General features: G+C 70.8%; 15 protein-coding genes, 4 tRNA genes and 1 other RNA gene. 10 read left to right on the top strand and 10 right to left on the bottom strand.

From position 1 onward, the window contains the following. The first annotated feature begins 235 nt into the window (after positions 1-235). The 7 genes from ACGFU6_RS38585 to ACGFU6_RS38555 all read left to right on the top strand — a co-directional run bounded on the left by ACGFU6_RS38585 (position 236) and on the right by ACGFU6_RS38555 (position 4,496). A tRNA-Gly gene (locus ACGFU6_RS38585) sits at positions 236-307 on the top strand. Between the two features lie 81 nt (positions 308-388). After that, positions 389-461, top strand: a tRNA-Gly gene (locus ACGFU6_RS38580). A gap of 230 nt (positions 462-691) precedes the next feature. After that, on the top strand, positions 692-1,678 hold the full coding sequence (locus ACGFU6_RS38575) for an ABC transporter ATP-binding protein (RefSeq protein ID WP_393617229.1): 987 nt from the start codon (positions 692-694) through the stop codon (positions 1,676-1,678). Further along, positions 1,675-2,493, top strand: a complete 819-nt coding sequence (locus ACGFU6_RS38570) for an ABC transporter permease (protein WP_393617227.1) — start codon at positions 1,675-1,677, stop codon at positions 2,491-2,493. Before ACGFU6_RS38575 ends, ACGFU6_RS38570 begins: the two co-directional genes overlap by 4 nt. A 13-nt stretch (positions 2,494-2,506) precedes the next feature. Beyond that, positions 2,507-3,793: a sensor histidine kinase gene (locus ACGFU6_RS38565; RefSeq protein ID WP_393617225.1), complete on the top strand. Its 1,287-nt coding sequence runs from the start codon at positions 2,507-2,509 to the stop codon at positions 3,791-3,793. Next, positions 3,790-4,401, top strand: a complete 612-nt coding sequence (locus ACGFU6_RS38560) for a response regulator transcription factor (RefSeq protein ID WP_123524697.1) — start codon at positions 3,790-3,792, stop codon at positions 4,399-4,401. Before ACGFU6_RS38565 ends, ACGFU6_RS38560 begins: the two co-directional genes overlap by 4 nt. Positions 4,402-4,423: 22 nt before the next feature. Then, positions 4,424-4,496, top strand: a tRNA-Gly gene (locus tag ACGFU6_RS38555). Positions 4,497-4,555: 59 nt separating this feature from the next. Here ACGFU6_RS38555 and ACGFU6_RS38550 read toward each other — a convergent pair. The 6 genes from ACGFU6_RS38550 to ffs all read right to left on the bottom strand — a co-directional run bounded on the left by ACGFU6_RS38550 (position 4,556) and on the right by ffs (position 13,277). Further along, positions 4,556-5,470 carry a phosphoribosylaminoimidazolesuccinocarboxamide synthase gene (locus tag ACGFU6_RS38550; protein WP_393617223.1) on the bottom strand — a complete coding sequence of 305 codons (915 nt, stop codon included), beginning with the start codon at positions 5,468-5,470 and terminating at the stop codon, positions 4,556-4,558. A gap of 173 nt (positions 5,471-5,643) precedes the next feature. Next, positions 5,644-7,107 (bottom strand): N,N-dimethylformamidase beta subunit family domain-containing protein, encoded by a 1,464-nt coding sequence (locus ACGFU6_RS38545; protein WP_123524699.1) that lies wholly within the window; start codon positions 7,105-7,107, stop codon positions 5,644-5,646. A 277-nt stretch (positions 7,108-7,384) separates the two neighbouring features. Next, the gene (locus ACGFU6_RS38540) at positions 7,385-9,223 is read right to left on the bottom strand and encodes a hypothetical protein (RefSeq protein ID WP_393617222.1); all 1,839 of its coding nucleotides are present in this window, start codon (positions 9,221-9,223) and stop codon (positions 7,385-7,387) included. Positions 9,224-9,526: 303 nt separating this feature from the next. Next, a complete protein-coding gene (gene purD / locus ACGFU6_RS38535; protein WP_393617221.1) occupies positions 9,527-10,777 on the bottom strand; it encodes a phosphoribosylamine--glycine ligase in 1,251 nt (416 codons plus the stop codon). A gap of 67 nt (positions 10,778-10,844) precedes the next feature. After that, positions 10,845-13,061, bottom strand: coding sequence for a DNA polymerase III subunit gamma and tau (locus tag ACGFU6_RS38530; RefSeq protein WP_393617220.1), 2,217 nt, complete (start codon positions 13,059-13,061; stop codon positions 10,845-10,847). A 119-nt stretch (positions 13,062-13,180) separates the two neighbouring features. After that, positions 13,181-13,277, bottom strand: an RNA gene (gene ffs / locus ACGFU6_RS38525) — signal recognition particle sRNA small type. A gap of 131 nt (positions 13,278-13,408) precedes the next feature. On the opposite strand from ffs, the gene ACGFU6_RS38520 reads away from it, so the two are divergent. Continuing rightward, positions 13,409-13,496 (top strand) — tRNA-Ser (locus ACGFU6_RS38520). Positions 13,497-13,746: 250 nt separating this feature from the next. Here the strand turns inward: ACGFU6_RS38520 and ACGFU6_RS38515 are convergent. Continuing rightward, on the bottom strand, positions 13,747-17,355 hold the full coding sequence (locus tag ACGFU6_RS38515) for a hypothetical protein (protein WP_393617219.1): 3,609 nt from the start codon (positions 17,353-17,355) through the stop codon (positions 13,747-13,749). Positions 17,356-17,833: 478 nt separating this feature from the next. On the opposite strand from ACGFU6_RS38515, the gene ACGFU6_RS38510 reads away from it, so the two are divergent. Then, entirely contained in the window at positions 17,834-19,138 is a 1,305-nt protein-coding gene (locus ACGFU6_RS38510; protein ID WP_393617218.1) for a hypothetical protein, read from the top strand. A 380-nt stretch (positions 19,139-19,518) separates the two neighbouring features. Here ACGFU6_RS38510 and ACGFU6_RS38505 read toward each other — a convergent pair whose 3' ends face one another. The 3 genes from ACGFU6_RS38505 to ACGFU6_RS38495 are packed head-to-tail and all read right to left on the bottom strand — an operon-like array spanning position 19,519 to position 20,900. Continuing rightward, on the bottom strand, positions 19,519-19,860 hold the full coding sequence (locus tag ACGFU6_RS38505) for a hypothetical protein (RefSeq protein ID WP_393617217.1): 342 nt from the start codon (positions 19,858-19,860) through the stop codon (positions 19,519-19,521). Between the two features lie 15 nt (positions 19,861-19,875). After that, positions 19,876-20,463 (bottom strand): class IV adenylate cyclase, encoded by a 588-nt coding sequence (locus ACGFU6_RS38500; RefSeq protein WP_393617216.1) that lies wholly within the window; start codon positions 20,461-20,463, stop codon positions 19,876-19,878. Positions 20,464-20,483: 20 nt separating this feature from the next. Continuing rightward, positions 20,484-20,900: an SAM-dependent methyltransferase gene (locus ACGFU6_RS38495; protein WP_393617215.1), complete on the bottom strand. Its 417-nt coding sequence runs from the start codon at positions 20,898-20,900 to the stop codon at positions 20,484-20,486. A 9-nt stretch (positions 20,901-20,909) separates the two neighbouring features. On the opposite strand from ACGFU6_RS38495, the gene ACGFU6_RS38490 reads away from it, so the two are divergent. Further along, positions 20,910-21,335 (top strand): hypothetical protein, encoded by a 426-nt coding sequence (locus tag ACGFU6_RS38490; RefSeq protein WP_393617214.1) that lies wholly within the window; start codon positions 20,910-20,912, stop codon positions 21,333-21,335. Positions 21,336-21,817: the final 482 nt, after the last annotated feature.

Raw genomic sequence — 21,817 nt, 5'->3', positions numbered from 1 at the left:
CGGGTTGGTGGTGCCGGCCGGCGGCCGGTTCCCCAAGATGGTCTCCGTGGGGTTCCAGGAAGCCAGTTGAGCCGAAGCTCCGGGCGGCGGGTGCCGGACGGGGGTGTCACACCGTCCGGCACCGGCCTCTTCGACGACACCTCGCGGGAGCCGACTTGCGCGACACCCCCGCAGGTCGGCTAGAGTCTGGAGCACGCCGAAGGGCAAGGCCGAAAAGCCGGACCTCAAGCAGCGTGCGGGTGTAGTTCAGTAGTAGAACATCCCCCTTCCAGGGGGAAGGCGCAGTGTGCAATTCCTGTCACCCGCTCTGCATCACTCTTCCTCAACCACTCCGGTGGATCGGGTAGAGTAGTGCTCGCTCCACCGGTGAAAGCCGAGTGGTTGCAATGCGGACGTAGCTCAGTTGGTAGAGCGCAACCTTGCCAAGGTTGAGGTCGCCAGTTCGAACCTGGTCGTCCGCTCGTTAAGCAAGAAGCCCCCGGCCTTTCGGTCGGGGGCTTCTTCGTGTGCCGTGAGGCTCCCTCGTATTCGATCTCGGTCATATCCGCCTCCCCCGCACGGCGATCGCTCCCCCATCACGTCCGGTCCCGATGACGGTCCCCCATGACGTCCGGTCCCCCATGACGTTTGTCATGTACTGCGATGACAGCTCGCACTGCTCCCGGCGCCGTCCGGGAGGAAGTCTTGACTCATGACCTTCGACGAAAATCCCCATGAGTGCGTGATCGAGGCGGCCGATGTCCGACGCAGTTATGCGGGCGGCTTCGAGGCCGTGACCGGCGTCTCCTTCTCCGTGGCACGCGGCGAGCTGTTCGCCCTGCTCGGCACGAACGGCGCCGGCAAGACCTCCACCGTCGAACTGCTGGAAGGCCTGGCACGCCCCGACGGCGGCACGGTGCGGGTGCTCGGCCACGACCCCTTCGCGGAACGCGCCGCCGTCCGCCCGAGGATCGGAGTGATGCTTCAGGAGGGCGGCTTCCCCTCCGACCTGACGACCACCGAGACCGTACGGATGTGGGCCGGCTGCACCAGCGGGGCCCGGCCCACCGGCGAAGCCCTGGACCTGGTGGGGCTCGGCCACCGGGCGCGCGTCCGCGTCAAGCAGCTCTCCGGCGGTGAGCGGCGACGACTGGACCTCGCGCTCGCCCTGCTCGGCCGGCCCGAGGTGCTCTTCCTCGACGAACCGACCACCGGGCTCGACGCCGAGGGCCGGCGCGACACCTGGGCGCTGGTGCGCCGGCTCCAGGAGGGCGGCATCACCGTGCTGCTCACCACGCACTACCTGGAGGAGGCCGAGGCGCTCGCCGACCGGCTGGCGATCATGCACCGGGGACGGATCGTGACCTCGGGCACCACCGCCGAGGTGACGGCCGAGCGCCCGTCCCGGATCCGGTTCGAGCTCCCCGCCGGAACCGCGCCCGGACAGCTGCCGCTGAGCCTGCGCGCGGCGGCCGACGGACCTCGGATCGAGATCCGTACCCACCGCCTCCAGGACTCGCTGGCGGAACTGCTGCGCTGGGCAACGGAGTCCGGCGTCCGGCTGACCGGGCTCGACGCCCGGTCCGCCTCGCTCGAAGAGGCCTTCCTCGACATCGCGAGGTCAGCGGCGGAGAACGAGTCCACGACCCCGTACGGCACCAGGAACGCGACCGAGACCGAAGAGGTGGCTGCGGCATGACGACCGCGACAACGCGTGCGAACACCACGACGACCGGATCCCCGACCGCCACCACCACGGTCCGAGGGCGGCTGACAGCCCTCGGCCGGGCCGAACTGACGCTGCTCCTGCGCAACCGGACGGCCGTCTTCATCGCCCTGCTGATGCCCGCCGCCATGGTCATGGCCATGAAATCGACGTTCGAACAGATCGATCTCGGCGGGACCGGACTGACCGTCGCCGGAGCGGCGCTCACCGGCGGCATCGGCACGGTCCTGATCCAGGCCGTCTACATGAACATGGTCGCCGCCTATGTGGCACGGCGCGAGGAACTGGTGCTGAAGCGGCTGCGTACCGGCGAGGTCACCGACGGGGAGATCCTGACCGGAACCGCGCTGCCCGCGGGCGCACTGGCCCTGACCCAGACCGCGTTGATCATCGTGGCCGGTAGCGCCTTCCTCGGACTCGGCGCACCGGAACGTCCCGAGCTGCTCCTGCTGGGGCTGGCGATGGGCCTGGTGCTGCTGACGGCACTGGCGGCGGCCACCGCGGTGATCACCCGCACCGTCCAGACCGCCCAGCTGACGACCCTCCCGCTGTTCTTCGCCTCCATGGCGGGCTCGGGGCTCTTCGTACCGCTGGAAGTGCTTCCGGACCGGCTCGCGTCGGTGTGCGAGCTTCTGCCGCTGACCGGCGTGATGACGCTCGTACGGGCCGGCTGGCTGGGCACCACCGAGGGCACCGACCTGCTGGGCGCCGCGCTGACCGGGTTGGTCTGGACCGTGCTCGCGGTGTTTGCTGTCAGGCGATGGTTCCGCTGGGATCCGCGACGCTGAGGGATGTGGTGGCGTGCTGACGCGCGTACGTGGCTGGCGCCGCGGCTGGCAGGAACGCAGCAAGCTGGAGCGGATCGACCTGTACACCCGGCTGACCATGTCGGTCATCCCCTGGATCTTCACCCTGTCGTGGCAGCTGGTCCCCTTCGCCTCGGGCATCCGCCACGCGCCGCTCCCGCTGGCGCTCGGACTGGCGCTGCTCCTGGTCTGCGTGGCGCAGTGCGTGCTCAGCAACCGCAATGTGCGGCCTTCGTACGCCGTCTACAACGGCACGGCCGACTTTCCCCGGCGGCGGATGATCGCACCGGCGGCCCTGCTGCTGGTCGGGCAGGGGCTGCTGGCGGCGCTGGCCGCCGTGGACGGGGTCGACCCGCCGGGGCTGCTGATGATGGCGATGAACGTACCGCTGGCGCTGGTGATGACGCAGGTGCTGCTGGTCCCGGTCCGTACGTTCCTCTTCCAGTCGCTCGGCCTCGTCGCGCTGACCGTCGGCGCCCTCGCCGCGGCAGGGGTGCGCGGCGGCCTGCTGGCCGGCGTGGCGCCGGCCACGCTCTTCGGCTGTCTGCTGGTGCTGATCTCCATCCGGCCCAGTGCCTGGAGCCTGAGCGTGATGTGGCAGGCGGAGGAGGCCCGCGACGTGCAGGCCAGGCTCGCGGTCGCCGAGGAGCGGCTGCGGTTCGGGCGGGACATGCACGACGTGCTGGGCCGCAACCTCGCCGTGATCGCGCTCAAGAGCGAACTGGCGATGGAACTGGCCCAGCGCGGCAGGCCCGAGGCGGTGGACCAGATGGTCGAGGTGCAGCGGATCGCCCGCAGCTCCCAGCAGGAGGTGCGCGATGTCGTACGCGGTTACCGGGAGGCCGATCTGAGTACGGAACTGGCCGGGGCGAAAGGCGTGTTGCGGGCGGCCGGCATCGAATGCGCGGTGGTGGGCGACAGCGGGGCCGAACTGCCCGCGCCCGTCCAGGCCGCCCTCGGCTGGGTGGTGCGCGAGGCGGCCACCAACGTGCTGCGGCACGGCGACCCCCGACGCTGCACGATCCGGCTCACCGCGTCGGCACACGAGGTGGTGCTGGACGTGGAGAACGACGGCGCGCCGACGGCCACCGCCACCGGGGACAGCGGTTCCGACGGGACCTGTTCCGGTGGGAGCGGATCCGGGCTGCCCGGACTGCGCGAACGGCTCGTCCTGCTCGACGGCTCGCTGGAAGCGGGGCCGGCGGGCGACGGGACCTTCCGGCTGACGGCGAGAATCCCGCGTACGGAATCCCGTACCGCCCTTCTGGAGGAGCGACGATGACCGCGGTACGGGTGCTGCTCGCCGACGACGAGCACCTGATCCGGGGCGCGCTCGCCGCGCTGCTCGCGCTGGAGGACGACCTGGTGGTGGTCGCGGAGGCGGCGACCGGGCCCGAGGCCCTCGCCATGGCCCGTGCCCACCGCCCCGACGTGGCGGTCCTGGACCTGGAGATGCCCGGCGCGGACGGTGTGAGCGTCGCCACATCGCTGCGGTCCGAACTTCCGGGCTGCCGCACCATGATCGTGACCAGTCACGGCCGGCCGGGACACCTGAAACGGGCCCTCGCGGCGGGCGTGCGGGCGTTCGTGCCGAAGACTGTCAGCGCCCGCCAGCTGGCCGGGATCATCCGCACCGTGCACGCGGGCAACCGTTACGTGGACCCGGAGTTGGCGGCCGACGCGATCGCGGCCGGGGACTCGCCGCTGACCGTGCGCGAGGCCGAGGTGCTGGAACTGGCGGCGGACGGGGCGCCGGTCGCGGAGATCGCGGAGCGGGCCTCGCTGTCGCAGGGAACGGTACGGAACTACCTCTCGTCGGCCGCCTCGAAGCTCGGGGCCGAGAACCGTCACGCCGCGGTGCGTCTCGCACGGGAGCGGGGTTGGGTATAGTAGTCCTCGCGCTTAGGCGCTTGCGGACGTAGCTCAGTTGGTAGAGCGCAACCTTGCCAAGGTTGAGGTCGCCAGTTCGAACCTGGTCGTCCGCTCGTTAAGCAAGAAGCCCCCGGCCTTTCGGCCGGGGGCTTCTTCGTGTTCCTCGGTGCGGCTACTTCCAGGACGTGCCGGTGAGGAGTTCGTACGCCTCCAGGTACTTGGCCCGGGTCGCGTCCACGATCTCCTGCGGCAGCGCCGGCGGCGGCTGCTCGCTCCTGCGGTCCCAGCCGGACGCCGGGGACGTCAGCCAGTCGCGCACGAACTGCTTGTCGTACGAGGGCTGGGCGTGGCCCGGCTCCCACGTGGCGGCCGGCCAGAAGCGCGAGGAGTCCGGGGTCAGCACCTCGTCCGCGATGATCAGTTCCTCGCCGCCGTCGGCGGTGGGCGCGAAGCCGAACTCGAACTTCGTGTCCGCCAGGATGATGCCCCGCTCGCGCGCGATGTCACGGGCCCGGCCGTACACGTCCAGCGTCGTCCGGCGCAGCTGCGCCGCCGTCTCGGCGCCGACCTGACGGGCCACTTCCTCGTAACTCACGTTCTCGTCGTGGTCGCCGACGGCCGCCTTGGTGGCCGGGGTGAAGATCGGCCCCGGCAGCTCGGAGCCGTCGGTGAGGCCCTCGGGGAGAGCGAGACCGCAGACGGTGCGCGAGGCGTTGTACTCGACCAGGCCGGAGCCGGTCAGATAGCCGCGCGCGACGCACTCGACCGGAACCATCCGCAGCGACCTGCAGATCGTGGTGCGGCCGGCCCAGTCGGCGGGGGCGCCGGCGGGCAGCTCGGTGGACAGCACGTGGTTCGGTACGAGATCGGCGAGCTGGTCGAACCACCACAGCGAGAGCTGCGTCAGCACGCGGCCCTTGTCCGGGATCTCGGTGGGCAGCACCCAGTCGTACGCGGACATCCGGTCGCTGGCGACCATCACGAGGTCACCGGCCTCGTTCCGGTACAGGTCGCGCACCTTGCCCGTGTGCAGGTGGGTGAGCCCCGGAACCTGCACGGGCTCGGGCTTTTCTACAAATCCGGACACGCTGCCTCCGCGTAGGTTGATCCAGGAGTCGTTCCGATTGTCCCGTATCCGGGTGCGGACGGCCGCGCAGGGGTGCGGAAGGGGTGCGGGCGGTGGCGCGGGGGCGCTGACGGGGCGGCCAGAGGGCGGCCAGGGGGCTTGCCCCGGGCCTCGGGCGCGGCCGGCTCCGGGCCTCAGGCGCGCTTGCAGATGCGGTCGAGGAGGTTGGCGGTGGCCCGCTGGATGCGGGGATCCACATGTCCGGGGCGGTCCAGGGCCGGGGACCAGGCGAAGGTGCCGGAGGCGAAGACGAGCGCGCCGGACGGGGCCCGGTAGAGGGACGTCTCCTGGTGACGCGTCACCCCGTCGCCGTCCTGGTACGGGGAGTGGGCCAGCAGGATGCGGTTGTCGTGCTCGGGAAGCGTGGTGCGCGGGAAGTAGCGGTCGGCCTCGCCCGCGACCAGACCGTCGATCTCGTCGCCCTCGCCCGCACCGGTCGCGTCCCAGAGCCAGTGCTCCGCGTTCCGCACGACCAGCGGGTGGGGGTCGGGGACCCGGCCCGCGTACTGGATGCCGAGGAGCTGCTGCTCGGCACGGTCGACCTCGCGCCAGAGTGCGGGCTTCCCCGGGCCGCGCCGCTTGCGGCAGGTGAGCAGCCGGTCGGGGACGCCGGAGGCCGACGGTGTGAGGCTGACCTGCCAGTACATGGTGTTCGCGGAGAGGAAGACCAGGGAGGTGCCGTTGTCGCGGGCCCGTTCGGTGGTGCGCCGCATGGGCACCGACCAGTACTCGTCGTGGCCGGGGAAGACCAGGCCCCGGTAGCGGGTCGGGTCGATCCGGCCGGCGTGCAGGTCGCGGGTGTCGGCGTAGGCGATGTCGTAGCCGTAGCGCTCGGCCCAGCGGATGAAGTCGTAGGCGTGACCGACGTGCAGCGGGAGGCCCGCGCCCGCGTAGGGGCGGTCGAAGGAGACGGTGACCGCCGCGTCCTCCTCGCCCAGCAGCCGGCCCTGCTCGTCCCAGGCGTGGTAGAGGCTGGCGCCGGTGCGGCCGTCCTCCGGGTACAGGTTGTACGCCTGCCAGGTGATGTCCGGGAGGATCAGGAGCAGGTCGGCCGGCTGGTTGTCGCGGACCGTGAACGGGATGTGGGAGCGGTATCCGTCGACCGTCGTGAGCACGGCGACATAGGCGCCGATCGACCAGTAGGCGGGGATCTGGAGCCGCCAGGACTGCCACCAGTGGTGGCAGGAAACCGTGCGGTCGGCGGTGAGGGGCGCGGGCTGGACGATGCCGGAGAGCCGCGGGCTCGTGGTGATCTTGGCCGCGCCGTCGCCCCCGTAGTGGCCGATGCGGTAGATGTCCACGGAGAACTGCTGGGGCGGGTCCACGGTGATGTGGAAGTCGATCGCCTCGCCGGGGGCCGCGGCGCCGGTGGAGCTGAAGCCCTTGATCTGCCGGTGCACGTCGTCGGCGGTACGGGTGCCGCCGCCGGTCGAACCGCGGGGCAGCGTCGGATCGGCGTACCAGGGCACCACTTGGCCGGTGTCGTCGAAGTAGTTCTCGCTGCCGCGCAGCCAGGGGAGCGGCCCCTGCCCGAAGGGGTCGGTGACCGCGTGCGCGAGGGCACCTGATTCCCAACGACGAATCTGCTCCGCCCCCATAACGCGCTTCCCTCTCTCGGCCCCCGGAACAACATGTGGTGCGCCGACTGTCAGCGCCGGTCCCCAGCACATCACATAACGCATCCACTCCGTCACCGTTCGTCGCGAATTAACGTTAACGGAACCTGATCTTCCGGGTATTGAGCGCCGCAGACCAGCGATACGCCCCGATAACAGCCGAGTTGTGCACGAGGGACTCCCGGAATCGAGCCGGAGAACCCCCGGACGCCATGGAACCTCCCGGGTCCTTTCGGCCACACCTGGGTTCGGACCTGTTTCAGACGAGGCGCACGGGTTTGTCGGTGCGCACACCGACCGAGGAGAGCCAGGAACGCAGCGGGCCCGCGTCGCCGTCCTCGACGAGGCTGAGCACCGGGGTGCCGAGATCGGACCGGCGCTCCCCGTCGACCAGCAACGTGGGCCCGTCGAGCCAGTCGAGGCCGGGGGCCGCGCCCGCCGTGTCGACGGCGGCGCAGCAGACCATCGCCGCGACGTGGTCCGCGAGCAGCTCGGTGCCCGTACGGGGCGGCTGGAGCGGGAACAGCGGGAGGGGGTCGGGCCCCCAGAAGTCCAGCACGTCCCCACCTGAGCCGCCGGAGCTGTGGGAGCCGTGGGAGCCGCCGGTGTTGCCGGAACCGTTGGCTCCGCCGGAAGTGCCGGCCCCGCCGGGCGGCGGCTGGGCGTTCTGGCCCTCGGCGTGCGCCCGGTCGTCGGCGCGGCTCCGCGCCTGTTCCTGGGCTCGGCTCTCGTCGCGGGCCACCGCGGCACTGATCCCCGCCGCGAGCTCCTCGCCGCTGTCGTTGCCCGCGGACAGGTGCTCGACGACGCGGGCCAGGGTCGGCACCGCGGCACCGGCGGCATCGGATGCGCCGGCGGAGGCCGCGGGCGGTACGCCCATGTCGTCCAGGACGCGGTGCAGACGGGCCGCCTCGGTGCGCCACTTGCGGTCGACGACTTCTTCCGGGTACTGCTGCCAGTCCACCGGTGCCCAGCCGGGCCCCGGCTCCGCAGGACCACCGTGGAACAGCCGTGCGGCCAGCAGGGAGGCCGCCTCGTCGGCCGCTCCCGGCTCCTCCAGGAGGTCGCAGGCGGGACGCTCCCCCAGCCGGGAGGTGAAACCGTCGGCCAGCCGGTCGCGGCGGGACAGCTCGGTGAGGGCGGAGACGACTCCGGCGTCCAGCCGGGACGGCCAGCGCCCCATCCGCCAGGCGGGCAGCGCGACCCGGGTGAGCAGCCGGTCCCAGCCCGCGTAGGCGAGCCCCACCTGCTCCTGGGCGACGATCCGCAGCCCGTAGTCCACCGCCTGGGCGCGGGTGGACGCCGCAGCGGCCACGCCGCGCTCCATCTCCGCTGCATGACTGTGACAGCTGCGCAGCAGCAGCCTGGCGATCCGGCCGATGAAGGCGCGGGGCAGCCGCAGCACCTTGCGCACCGGCCCCTGGGCTGGGACTGCCGCGTCGGCGACGACTCCGTCGAGTCCCCGGACGAAGCGCCGGGCGGCGGCTATGTCGGGGTGGGCGGCGGGGCCGGTGCCGGCGACGACCGGGGCGAGCACGGCGCGCAGCTCCGCGACCCGCATCCACCAGAGGAACGGCGAGCCGATCACCAGCACGGGCGCGGCCTGCACCCTGCGGCGTCCCGAACCGGCCCCCGGCCCGCCCGGATCGCGGCGGGCGGCTTCCCTGGCCGCCCGGTCGGCGGCCGGGTGGGTGCGGTCCTCCAGCCAGCTGTCGCAGTCGGGCGTCAGCGCTATGGCCGAGGGCGCGGGCACGCCGAGGCGCTCGGCGAGATCACGGACCAGCCGGTAGAGATCCGGGGCCGCCTTCTCGCTGAGCGGAACGGTCGGACTGACCGCCGGCTTGGCCCGTACGACCGCGACGGCGACGGCCGCCGCGATCAGCAGGGCGACGACGGCGCAGGCCGTCACGGCCCAGCTCACCGCCTCCCAGCCACCGCCGTCGACGAATCCGCGCGCACCCGCGGCGAACAGCACGACGGCAACGGCCGCGGGCAGCAGCGCCACTGCCGTTGCCCTGCTGCGGATGCGCAGCAGGGCCAGCGCGCGGGCGCGCGCAGCCTGCGCACCCAACTCCTCACCTGCACCGGTAACGGACACGGCTGGATGTCACCCCCTCTGCCCTCGCGACGGTGTTGCTCACTCCCCCACTGTGGCACCCGTCACTGACATCGCAATGCCGGTGGGCCAAGTGCCGGAAAGCTTGCGCCGCACCCTAGTTGGGGCTTCGGCGGGCGTCATCCGGATGGCTCAGCCGTCACTCGATGGAATGGCTTTGGGCAAAGCTGCTGACGCGCCGCCGCCCATGGGGCAACGGCGCGTCGGCGGAGCCCGGACCTCGGGCGGAACGCCAGGGTGCGGGCCTTCGCCCCCGCCCTGGCGGCCCCCCTCACGGCGGGCGGATCAGGCCTCGGCGGCCTTCTTCGCGATGTCCGTACGGAGCTGGGAGCCGTCCAGCCGGATCCGGGCCGCCGCCGCGTAGGCGCGCTCGCGGGCGCCCGCGAGGTCCTTGGCGGTCGCGGTCACGGAGAGCACCCGGCCGCCCGCGCTGACGACCGCGTCGCCGTCCCGCCGGGTCCCGGCGTGCAGGACGTACGCATGCGGGGCATCCTGTGCCGCGACCTCGTCGAGGCCCTCGATCGGGTCACCCGTTCGCGGGGTGTCCGGGTAGTTGTGCGAGGCGATGACCACGGTGACCGCGGCGTCGTCGCGCCACTTCAGCGGCGGCAGCTCGTCCAGGGTGCCGTTGGCGGAACCCAGCAGGACACCGGCCAGCGGAGTCTTCAGACGGGCCAGGACCACCTGGGTCTCCGGGTCGCCGAAGCGCGCGTTGAACTCGATGACCCGTACGCCGCGCGAGGTGATCGCGAGACCCGCGTACAGCAGCCCGGAGAAGGGCGTACCGCGGCGGCGGAGCTCGTCGACGGTGGGCTGGAGGACGGTCTGCATGACCTCGTCGACCAGCTTGGGGTCGGCCCACGGCAGCGGGGAGTACGCGCCCATGCCACCGGTGTTCGGGCCCTCGTCGTTGTCGAGGGCGCGCTTGAAGTCCTGGGCGGGCTGCAGGGGCAGCACGGTGGTGCCGTCGGTGATCGCGAAGAGGCTCACCTCGGGGCCGTCGAGGAACTCCTCGATGACCACGCGGTCGCAGGCCAGCGCGTGGGCGCGGGCGGCGTCGACGTCATCGGTGACGACGACGCCCTTGCCTGCGGCGAGACCGTCGTCCTTGACGACGTACGGAGCACCGAACGCGTCGAGGGCCGTTTCGATCTCGGCGGCCGTGGTGCAGACGTAGCTCCGGGCGGTCGGGACGCCCGCCCCGGCCATCACGTCCTTGGCGAACGCCTTGGAGCCCTCCAGCCGCGCCGCCTCGCCGGACGGGCCGAAGCAGGGGACGCCCGCGGCGCGCACGGCGTCCGCGACCCCGGCGACAAGCGGTGCCTCCGGGCCGACGACCACCAGCTCGGCACCCAGTTCGGTGGCGAGGCGCGCGACGGCGGCGCCGTCGAGTGCGTCGACCGGGTGGAGTTCGGCCACCTCTGCGATGCCGGCGTTGCCGGGGGCGCAGTACAGAGCGGTGACGTCGGGGTCGAGGGAAAGAGAGCGGCACAGGGCGTGTTCGCGGGCGCCGCCGCCGATGACGAGAACCTTCACGGGGTGGAGCCTAGCCGCCGGGGCAGTGCGCCCTTGACGGGCGCCGGTCCGTGGACACCGGGGCGCCCTACTCGTTGTTGAACTCCTCAACGACCGTGGCACCCAGCTCGCGGACGATCAGCTCGTGGCCGGAGAGGGCGGAGTCGACCATGTCCGGGTCGTCGGCCTCGGGGGTGTCGTCCTCGGGCGCGACCGAACGGGGCGGTGCGGGAGCGGTGTACTGCGGGGGTGCGGGCTCCCCGGCGGGTTCGCCGCCGCCCTGCTGCCGCTCCTGGGCCGGCCGGGGCTCGTACTGCTGCTGCGGCGCGGCCGGCGCCGGCCGCTGCGGTGCGGGCGGGGCGGCGGGGCGGCCGCCGAGGGGCTGCGGGGGCTGTCCGGCGCCGCCCGACGGGTCGACGATCGCCTCGATCTTCCACTGGGCGTTGAACCGCTCGGCCAGTGCCTGCTTCAGCACGTCCTCGCTGCCGCTGCTCGTGAAGTTGTCGCGGGCGCCCGAATTGAGGAAGCCGATCTGGAGGGTGGCGCCGTCGAAGCCGGTCACCTGGGCGTTCTGGCTGAGCAGGATCCAGGTGAACCTGCGGCGGTTCTTGACGGCCTCCAGGATGTCGGGCCACATGTTGCGCACCTGTCCGGCGCCCTGCGCCGTGCCCGGGGCCGGTTCGGGGGCGGCGGGCCCGGGAGCGGGTGCCGCCGGCGCGGCCGGTGCGGGGGCGGCGGCCTGCGGGGCCGGTGCCTGGCCGGGGGTGGAGGCGGTCGGCCAGCCTCCGGGCCGGCGCCCCTGCTCGGGCGCGGCCGCGGCGGGCCAGGCTCCGGGCCGCTGACCGGCTGCCGCGGCGGGCGGCGGCTGGACGGGCTCGGCGGGCGGGGCCACGTGCACCGGGGCGGAGGGCTGTGCCGGGGCGGAGGGCTGCGCCGGCGGCGGGGCGTCCCCGCGGGCGGCGGCACGCGCGGCGGCGGGCCCCGATCCGGCGTCCGGCTGCGTGGGGGCGGAGTACGAGGCGGGGGGCTGCGGGGCCTGTGCGGGATGCGGGGCCTGTGCGGGATGCGGGGCGACGGGGGCGTGGGCCAGGGCCTCGGGCCCGGGGGCGTACCCCATGGCGGGCCCCGGTCCTGTGGTGGCGAAGGACGCGCCGCGCTCCAGCCGGTCCAGCCGCGCCTGCAGTGAGCGCTCGTCGTCGAAGGCCGCGGGCAGCAGGACCCGGGCGCAGATCAGCTCGACCTGGAGCCGGGGCGAGGTCGCCCCGCGCATCTCGGTGAGCCCCTCGTTGACCAGGTCGGCGGCGCGGCTCAGCTCGGCCGCCCCGAAGACGGACGCCTGCGCCTGCATCCGCTCGACGACATCGGCGGGGGCGTCGATGAGCCCCTTCTCCCCGGCATCCGGCACCGCGGCCAGGATCACCAGGTCGCGCAGCCGCTCCAGCAGGTCGGCGACGAAGCGCCGGGGGTCGTTGCCGCCCTCGACCACCCGGTCCACGACCTCGAACGCCGCGGCCCCGTCCCCCGAGGCGAAGGCGTCCACGACGGAGTCGAGCAGCGAGCCGTCCGTATAACCGAGCAGCGACGTCGCCATGGCATACGTCACACCGTCATCGGCCGCACCGGCCAGCAGCTGGTCCATGACCGACATCGAGTCCCGCACGGAGCCGGCACCGGCGCGCACCACCAGCGGGAACACCCCGTCCTCGACGAAGCTCTCCTCCTTGGCGCACACCTCCGCGAGGTAGTCGCGCAGCGTCCCCGGCGGCACCAGCCGGAACGGATAGTGATGGGTACGCGACCGGATGGTCCCGATGACCTTCTCGGGTTCCGTGGTCGCGAAGATGAACTTGAGGTGCTCCGGCGGCTCCTCGACCACCTTCAGCAGGGCGTTGAACCCCGCCGACGTGACCATGTGCGCCTCGTCGATGATGTAGATCTTGTAACGACTCGACGCGGGCCCGAAGAACGCCTTCTCCCGCAGATCACGGGCATCGTCCACACCACCGTGCGAAGCGGCGTCGATCTCGATCACATCGATCGATCCCGGCCCGTTGCGCGCGAGGTCCTGGCAGGACTGGCACTCCCCGCAGGGCGTGGGCGTGGGCCCCTGCTCACAGTTCAGACAGCGGGCGAGGATGCGCGCACTGGTCGTCTTGCCACAGCCGCGCGGACCGCTGAACAGGTACGCGTGATTGACCCGGTTGTTCCGCAGGGCCTGCTGCAAGGGGTCAGTGACATGCTCCTGACCGATGACCTCGGCGAACGACTCGGGGCGGTAGCGGCGGTACAGCGCAAGGGACGACACACATACGAGGCTATAGGGGCGGACCGACAACCGGTCCCGGGCCGGGCGCACCACCGGCTCCGAGGGCGCGACCACCACGAGAACCCGGGCCCCGCGCACGTACCGGAAGACCCCGGAAACGTAAGGACCCCCCACGCACCCGCCAGAGCCAACCTACCCTTGCTGCCTTCCGGCCCTGGGGGAGTTCAGTCAGATAGCGCCACGTGAGGGGCTGACGCCCACCTTAGCCGATCCCCGCCCCCGCAAGTCCACCTCCCCACCCCTCACGACCCCACCGGGACCGCCGCCGGCACCTCGAAGGGGAACGGGTTCGCGAGCACTCCTCAACGTCTTGTATTGTTTGCCCCGGAGGATTCGCCTAGTGGCCTAGGGCGCACGCTTGGAAAGCGTGTTGGGGGCAACCCCTCACGAGTTCGAATCTCGTATCCTCCGCCATTGCTCTCACCGGGCAATACGTCGAAGGCCCCCACTGCTTGCAGTGGGGGCCTTCGACGTATATCTAGGCCCGTAGTCTCATCTGCAGTCTCATCGAGACTCTGCGGAGCCCCCGCACCGCTCTCGTCGGGCTCCTTGGCCACCTCCCAGATGAGTCCTCCGACCCGCTGCGCGACGTCGGTGCGCGGGAGGCAGAGAAAGCCACCGCAGTGCCCGGTCGCAGATGAGGCATGTTTGAGCCCTGCGGGGCCTAGCACGTCTCCCGGTAGGGGATCTTCGGGAGATAGGCATCCCACTGTTCCGTACCAAGTCCGGCTCCGACCCGTTCGCACACCCGCCGCGCGGCCCGTTGCGGGTCGAGCACGCCGATCTCACGGTGTACGCCGTTCGAGGTCGCGATCCGCAGGGTCTCGCTGTCTTCAGTGAATCCGAGCCCGAGGATTCTGCCCTCGCCGATCTGGATGAGCGTGCCCGGGGTGCCGGGCGAGGAGGTTTCCCAGACGCGTACGGAATCGTCTTGGGCTCCGACCGCAACGAACGCGCCGTCAGCCGAGAAGGCGACGGCCGGCGCGTCGTGTCGCCCGTCGTGGCTCGATGGCGCGAGGATCGCGATCCGGTGTTGGCCGAGGTGGTCCCAGAACGTGACCCGGCCCTCAACGGTGCTGACCGCCAGGTGGTTCCGGTGCTGGCTGAACCACGCAGACTGCAGCGTGTCCTCGCCGTACAGGGCGGTGAATTTGCGGCCGGTGTCCAGATCGTATAGATCGCCGTTCGACGTGAGCAGAGCGGTCGCATCCGGTGTCAGGAACGCGGAGAACGTCTCCGTCTGCTTGCGCAGGAGACGGTGCCTGGCCTGCACAGAGGCCCGCCACACCTCGACGACGCTCGGGGCGTCGTTCTGCCCGCCGACTGGCCGGGAGGTGGCGAACAACAGGGACATGCCATCCGCGCCCACAGCGATGGTCTCGACCAGTCTCGGCACCTTGATCCGCGCGGTCTCGCGTCGATGGTCCACGCTCCACAGGCGTACTTCGGAGCCTCCGTATGCGACGGCACGGCCGTCCACCGAGAAGGCGACGTGCGGTACGCAGTCCCCGCAAGCCCGGCCCGGCAGAGTGACCGTCCGGCCTCCTCGCTCATGCAGCCGGAACTCCCAATCTTGGCCGTGCCGCTGTGTCGTCACGGCCGTGTGTCCGTCCGGGCTGAACTCGGCCTGTTGGTAGGGCTGCTCTGGCCGATCCGATCCGGGAGTCTCCAGTACGGCGCGGACGTCGAGCGTCTTCACGGTGTTCGTTCCGCCGACGACGAAGCGCAGCACTCCGTCTGCCGGATTGATCCGTGGCTCGATGGCGTCGGACGCTTCCGGTATGTAGGTCGTCAGTGCGCGGTCCGGGCTCGCGGAGCGCCACAGGGTGATGCCGCCATGGAGGGTGACGGCGTAGACACCGTCGCTGCTGAACGACACCTCCGGCCTGTCCTGGCCGCCTGTCTTGATCACAGGGAGCTCCCGACCGTTCCATAGATCCCAGGTACGGACTCCGCCTTCCACAGCGACGGCGATGGCGCGGCTGTCGGGCAAGAACATGAGGCGGGCGCCGTTGTCGCACAGTTCGCGATCCGCCTCGCCGGTCCAGGGCGCGGGCAGTCGGCGCTTCGCCTTGATGTCCCAGACAGACAGCCGGGTGCCCCCGTATGCGCAGGCGGCCAAGAGCTTCCCATCCGGGCTCACCTGGGCGATCGGGCCATCACCCTGGCGTGCCCCCACCGTGAACACGACTCGGCCCCTCTCCACGTCCCACACCTGCACTCTGGCTCTGTTCTCCTCCTTGTCCTTGGTGACGAGGAGGTGCCCATCAGGGCTGAACTCGGCTTCTGGATGGCCCCCCTGAAGATCATCGAGTCGCTGCGTCCGCTGCCCGTCGCGCAGGTTCCGCACAACGACTGTGCCCCGGCTGCCCAGGTACGCGACCCGCCCGGCATCGCCGCTGACTGCGAGGACTGATGCGAAGGCGTCGCCTGGGATCTTGACCGCGCCGAGCGAGCGGCCGCTGCGCGCATCCCACTGGTACACCCGGTCCCTGCCGACCTTTGTCAGGATCCGGCCGTCCGAGCTGAGCCGGCCCTGCGATTGCATGTCGCCCGTGCCGTCGCGCGGTGTGAACGATGACTGCTCGCGCTGGGCGGCGGCGCCTCTCACCGCCTCGCGGGTTTCCGGCAGGTCCGCGATACGCCAAGACGCCAGACTCAATTGCATGGCCAGGCGCGGGTCCGATGCGCGCAGGGCTGTCGCGACGCCGACGATGCGGCGGGCCTCGGCCTCGTCGCGGCGGCGGTCGCTGATGCGGCTCTGCTGCCAGGCCGCCGTGCCGGCGACCGCTGCCAGGCAGATCAGCAGGGCCAGGGCTGAGATCAGGGCGCGGCGTCGGCGGGCACCACGCATGCGTGTCCGAAGCGCCTGCTCATGGGCGGCCAGGCTCGCAAGGTGAAAGGCGCCTTCCAGGGCCGTCAACTCACCGGTAGTTCTCGCGTGCTCGCCCTTGTCCGGATCTCCGAACGCCTCGCGGGCCGCCGACAGTCGTACGCCCCGGAACAGCGCCCCGGGGTCCCGATCCAGTGCCTCCCACGTACGGGCTGCCTCCGTCAGCGCCCGATGCAGGCGCAGCCGTTCTCGGTCGGCCTGGATCCAGCCGCGCAGCCGTGGCCAGGCAGTGAGTAGAGCTTCGTGGGCGAGGTCGACCGTGGTGCCGTCGATGGTGAGCAGTCGGGCGCGCACGAGCTCTTCCAAGACGGCCGACTCGGTTAACGCGACCGGAAGTTCGGAACGTTCCACGGGCCGGCGGGTGTCCTGTGTGCCGTCACCCGGGGAGACCAAACGCAGCAGCAGTCGGCGGGCGACCGCAGCCTGCTCGTCGGTGAACCGGGCGTAGACCGCCTCGGCCGTGTGGGCGATGGCGCCGCGCACCCCGCCGATAGCGTCGTACGCCTGCTCGGTGAGCGTCTTGCCTCGGCGTCGGCGCCAGACTTCGAGGAGGGCGTGTGCCATCAGGGGCAGACCGCCCGGCTGCCTTTCGACGTCGGCAACGATACGGGCGGTCAACGCCCTCTCCACGACGAGGCGGTCGCGCTGTGCCGGCCCAATGATGGCCTCCCTGAGCTGGGCGGACGTCATCGGGCCGACGAGGAGCGTGGCAGAGCGTAAGGCGTCGGCAAGCGGACCGTGCTCGGCGCAGCGACCGTAGAAGTCGGCGCGTACGGAGATGACAACGCGCAGGCGGCTCTCGGGAGCGCGGGCTGCGAGCAGCGCGTCGACGAACCGGACGCGGGCGAAGTTGTCGTGGCAGAGCGTGAACAACTCCTCGAACTGGTCGATCAGGACGATCGTGTCGCCCTTTTGGCCGGCGTCCGGTGCGAGCAGGGAGGGATCCGGGCGATCTGACGGGGTGATGACACGGACGACGGCGGGTCTGCGCCGCGGATCCTCGTGGTTGCGCAGAGCTGGGACGAGCCCCGCGCGCAGCAGGGACGACTTGCCGCTTCCAGAGCCGCCCACCAGAGCGACGATGCGGTGGCGGGCGACGGAGACAGCGAGTTCCGCTACAAGTTCGCCGCGCCCGAAATACGTATCCCGGTCGTCGGGCTCAAACCGGGCCAGACCTTTGTAGGGAGAGGACGCCGCCTCCTCCACGGCCTCGGCTTCTTCGGCAGCGGCCGCGGTGGCCTCGCGCCAACGCCGTCCCCAGTCCGTCTCGTCGCCACCGCAGGCCCGTACATATGCGAGTAGGACGGGCAAAGTCGGAATCCGCTCACCGGAAGCGGCGGCGGACAGGGTCGGGGCCGAGAATCCGACGCGCTCGGCCATCGCCCTATATGTGGGTCCGCCCGCTTCCCCACGCAACTTCCGTAGCTCGTATGCGAGGCGTGGAGCGGCACCCGCAGCCGGGTCGAGCGGCTTCTCCCGGCGCCCCATGGGTGGCTCCCCCCGTCGTGCGATGCGCGCCCAACAACCACCGACCGCGCCCCGTCAGCTCCACGACCCTATCGGCCGGCGTTACTGCTGTTCGGCGTCCTGCCGGGAATTGATTGGGCCCCGTAACGGGGACTGCGCATCAATTTCTCGGCGGCTGGACTCGACCTGTCCTACTCGTCGAGCCATGCCGGAGTCAGCCATCGCCACCGTCCCACCCCACCCGCTCCTCGCACGGCCTCGCACCACGCCCGCCCCCCGTGCACCAGCAGCCCTCGGCCGGCGATGCGTCGTGGGCGTGCCGACGCTGTTCGCTCTCATGCTGGGTCTCTGGGGTCTGCGGCGCGATGGTGCCGTCTGGCATGACGAGGCCGTGACAATCGGGCTGGCGAGTCGCGACCTACCTGATCTGTGGCAGACGTTAGGGCACATCGACGCGGTGCACGGTCTCTACTACCTGCTGATGCACGGCTTGTTCGACGTCTTCGGTACGGACGTCGTCGTGCTGCGGCTGCCCTCGGTACTCGCCGCAGCGGCGGCAGCGGGCGGTGTCGCGATGATCGGCCTTCACCTGGCAGGACCGCGTGCCGGGCTGTGCGCGGGCACCGTGTTCGTCGTTCTGCCCGGGGTGCAGCGGTACGCGCAGGAGGGACGCTCGTACGCGCTGGTGTGCGCCCTTGTCGTCTGGGCGACCTACGCCTTGGTGCGAGCGGTCGAGCAGGATCGGCGGGGCGTCTGGGCGGCGTACACGGCACTGCTGCTCACGGCTTGCTTGGTGCACGAGTTCGCGGTGCTCGCATTGGCCGCGCATGCCCTGATGGTGCCGCGCGCGATGCGCCGGACCTTCGTGGCGGCGGCAGTGTACGCCATTGTGGGGCTCGCCCCGCTTGTGCTGGTGAGTATGCGGCAGTCCACCCAGGTGGGTTGGCTGGACGCCACGAAACCTGACGAGTACGCCCACTTCTCACTCATGACCGGCGTGGCCCTGGCGGCGGTATGGATCGCCGTGGCGGGCCGGCGGGCACCCACCGCGGACGAGCGCCGGCTGGTTGTCCTCGGTCTCGGTCTGTTCCTCGTGCCAACCGGACTCCTGATGCTCCTGGCCCTGGCCAAGCCGCTGTACCTGGACAGGTACGTGCTCTACGGCGTCGCGGGCCTCGCGCTGCTCCTCGGTGCAGCGTTCGACCAGGTGCTGCGGCGCGGACGCGGGGTCCGCGCGGGCGTGGTCGTCGCAGCCGTCATCGCGTGCGCGGCACTGGTGCCAACCGCCCTGGACCTGCGCACTCCCGCCAGCCGCTCGGACGACATGACCGCACTCGGCGCCGTTCTGCGCGAGACCGTCCGACCCGACGACGGAGTGGTGTACCTGTCCGTGAAGCGAAGGGCCTGGGAACTTGCCGAGCACAGACCCGCTCCGGGGATGGATCTGGCAAGGGCACGCGGCCCGCTCGCTTCGCACAGTCTGTACGGCACCGAGGTGGCCCCCGCCGAACTGCGCGCTCGCATGCTCGTACGCCACCGGATCGTGGCGGTCGACTCGCCATCCGGTGTGACGGTGGAGGACAGTGCCATGGCCCGGGCGAAGCGGGACACACTCGCTGACCACTTCGAGGCGTGCGGCAAGCGAACAGTCGACGGTTCAGTGATCACGTTGTACGCGCGCCCCGGCCGCTGCTGAGGCCGGTCCGCGAGGATCTCGCGGATACCCGACTCTCGCCTCGCACCTCTTCCGATCTGGTGGTCCGGACACCGAAAGCGCCGGGACGTTGCCTGCGAACGCAGCCTTGGGCTGGTTGCATTTCTGGTCGTGTTCGCCGATGTACGACACCGTTCAGAACGCTCACCCACACCCGCTGCACCGCAGGTCAGAACACTCCTGCACACCCCGAAACCCCCGGGCGAACATTTGGAAAGCGTGTTGGGGGCAACCCCTCACGAGTTCGAATCTCGTATCCTCCGCCATTGCTCTCACCGGGCAATACGTCGAAGGGCCCCGCAGCTTGCTGCGGGGCCCTTCGACGTTGGTGGTTGCAGTTCTCACCAACGTCCTGCCGGCAGCTACCGGCACACCAGCTGGCCACACTCGGCGCACGGCCCCAGCTCCCACGGCGCGCAGCCCAGAGCCGCAGAGGCGGCAACCCGCTCGACGGGCAAGATCAGCGTGGAACTGCCAGACCATTGCGCCAGCATGCGTGGCAGGCTCAATGAGCCGGTCGACCCGCCCAGGTCCCGGATAGGCCGTGTGTCGCTCACGAACCAGCCCTCCTCGTCCGCGCGGCAGATTCTGTCGATCTCCTGCTGGGCGAAGGTGATTCCGTCGCCCTGCCCCTGCCCCTGCGCCTCGGGAAAATCGGAAATCCCGGATATGGCCCGAGGCGTAAAGGCCAGTTCTATAGACACAGCTCGTCCCCAAGATCACTCGCTCGGGACAGCTGCCCTGGCCGAAGCCTGCTTGTCGGCGTCGGCGAAGAGGAGCGTGGGCTCGGCCAGGATGTCCCTGCCGGCCTCGCTCTTGTAGATCTCGTCGACGCTGCCGAATCGTGCCTCGGTGTAGTCGAGGTCGAGCAGGGCGGTTGCCTGGCGGACCGATGCCTCGTCGGGTCCTTCGATCTCGACGAAGGTGGGGAGGTCCGGCCAGGTGTCGAAGTCGAAGGCGACTTCGCCCAGGCGCCACTCCTCGCGGAAGTTCTCCTGGTAGCGGACTTCGCGCAGGCCGACGTTGCGGAGGATCTCGGCCATGGCGTGCAGGTCGGACACCTCGGTCTCGATCTCGGTGGTGCCATCGATCGTCGTGGCGTCGGTGACCTGCTTCAGCGTGAGCGTGGAGCGGGTGGCTTCGTCCCTCAGGCGGACCCAGGCGCCGCCTTCGAGGGCGTCGTTCTCGAAGATCTTCCGGGTGAGGAGGGTGCGCGGGAATGCCTGGACTGCTCCGAGCGCCGTCAGTTTGGCCTGGAGGCCGTCGACATCGATGGCGAGGAACTTGGCCTCGTACTCGTGCTTCATAGGTCCTTCTTCCCGTAGTTCTAGGAGGGGGCGGACGCACGGGCGGCGAGGAGAAGCCCCATGCGGTGGTTGTGGCCCTGCAACTGTCCGACGTGCGCCTGCTCGGTGAACTCGTTGGTCCGCAGGGTGAGCAGGACGTCCCAGTCCCCGATGAAGTAACGCCGCAGCTTCTCGGGGGATGTGTAGTGCTCCAGCACGTGGTGGCGTTGCGTGAGGGGCATCATGAACTCCGCGCCGAACAGACCGTCGGGCCGGACCAGGCGCTGCATGCGGTCGACGAACTCGCCCAACGGCCGGTGGTGGTTGGCACTGTAATGCCACGAGCAGCTCGTCCAGACGGCATCACAGGGGGCGGTGACGGGTTCGGAGGCGAGGAAGTCCTCCTCCACGACCTGGACACGGTCGTGAAGCCCTTCCTGCTTCAGCCGCTCGATCATGCCCATCGCGTGACCGGTTCTGCCACGCTCGCCCACCTCACTAAGCGCCAGGTCTGCCACTCCGCGCTCGACGCCGACCTCACCCCCGCCGACCTCGCCGCCACCCTGAGCTGCGGCACCCCTCCCAAGCACCGCCCGCATGGCTCCGACCTCGCCAACTGCGGTCATTGCCACCCCTGCCTGGTGCGCCGCGCGGGACTGCTCGGCATGGACCACACTCCGTACGACTACGACCCCTGGGATCCGAGTCTCAGCTGGGACCAAGCGGAACACTGGCACGCCCTGCTGAGCTGGCTCGACGCCTCCTACTCCCTCCGAGACCTGATCGCCGACACCCCGCTCCCTCCGGGCACGGATACGCAAGCCACGCTGGCCGTTATCAAGCGGGGGCGCGAGGAGCTATCGGAATTGCGGGAGATCGAAGGCAAGGCTTGATGCCGGCGCCGATCCCGTGCTGCGTAACCTTCGTGATCGCCATCGCGTCGGTGAGCAACTGCTTACAAGGGGCGGGCCGGCATCCTCACAGTGGTCCGCTTCTGTGGTCTCAGTCCTGGTCTCATTCACCTCCGTCCGAGACTGTTCGGACGGGGCTGGTTCGCACACTCCACCGCAGGTCAGGACAGGCGCGGCCTCTGCCGAACCCCGGGACCATTTGGAAAGCGCATTGGGGCAACCCCTCACGAGTTCGAATCTCGTATCCTCCGCCATTGCTCTCACCGGGCAATACGTCGAAGGCCCCCGCAGCTCGCTGCGGGGGCCTTCGACGTTGGTGGTCTCAGGTGCGCGGACCGGACAGCCGCGGACCTGCACGCACAGGCTTAACCTCGAAGTTTCGTGACGGTCCGCCGACGGTGTCGGTGGACCGTTTTCGTGTCGTGGGCCGAGAGTGGGCAGGTTGAGGGCCCGAGTGTCGTCTC

It is taken from the genome of Streptomyces sp. NPDC048462, assembly GCF_043200175.1.
Lineage (GTDB): Bacteria > Actinomycetota > Actinomycetes > Streptomycetales > Streptomycetaceae > Streptomyces.
The sequence above is the reverse complement of the archived record's forward strand: the minus strand, read 5'-3'. Positions and strand labels throughout refer to the sequence as shown.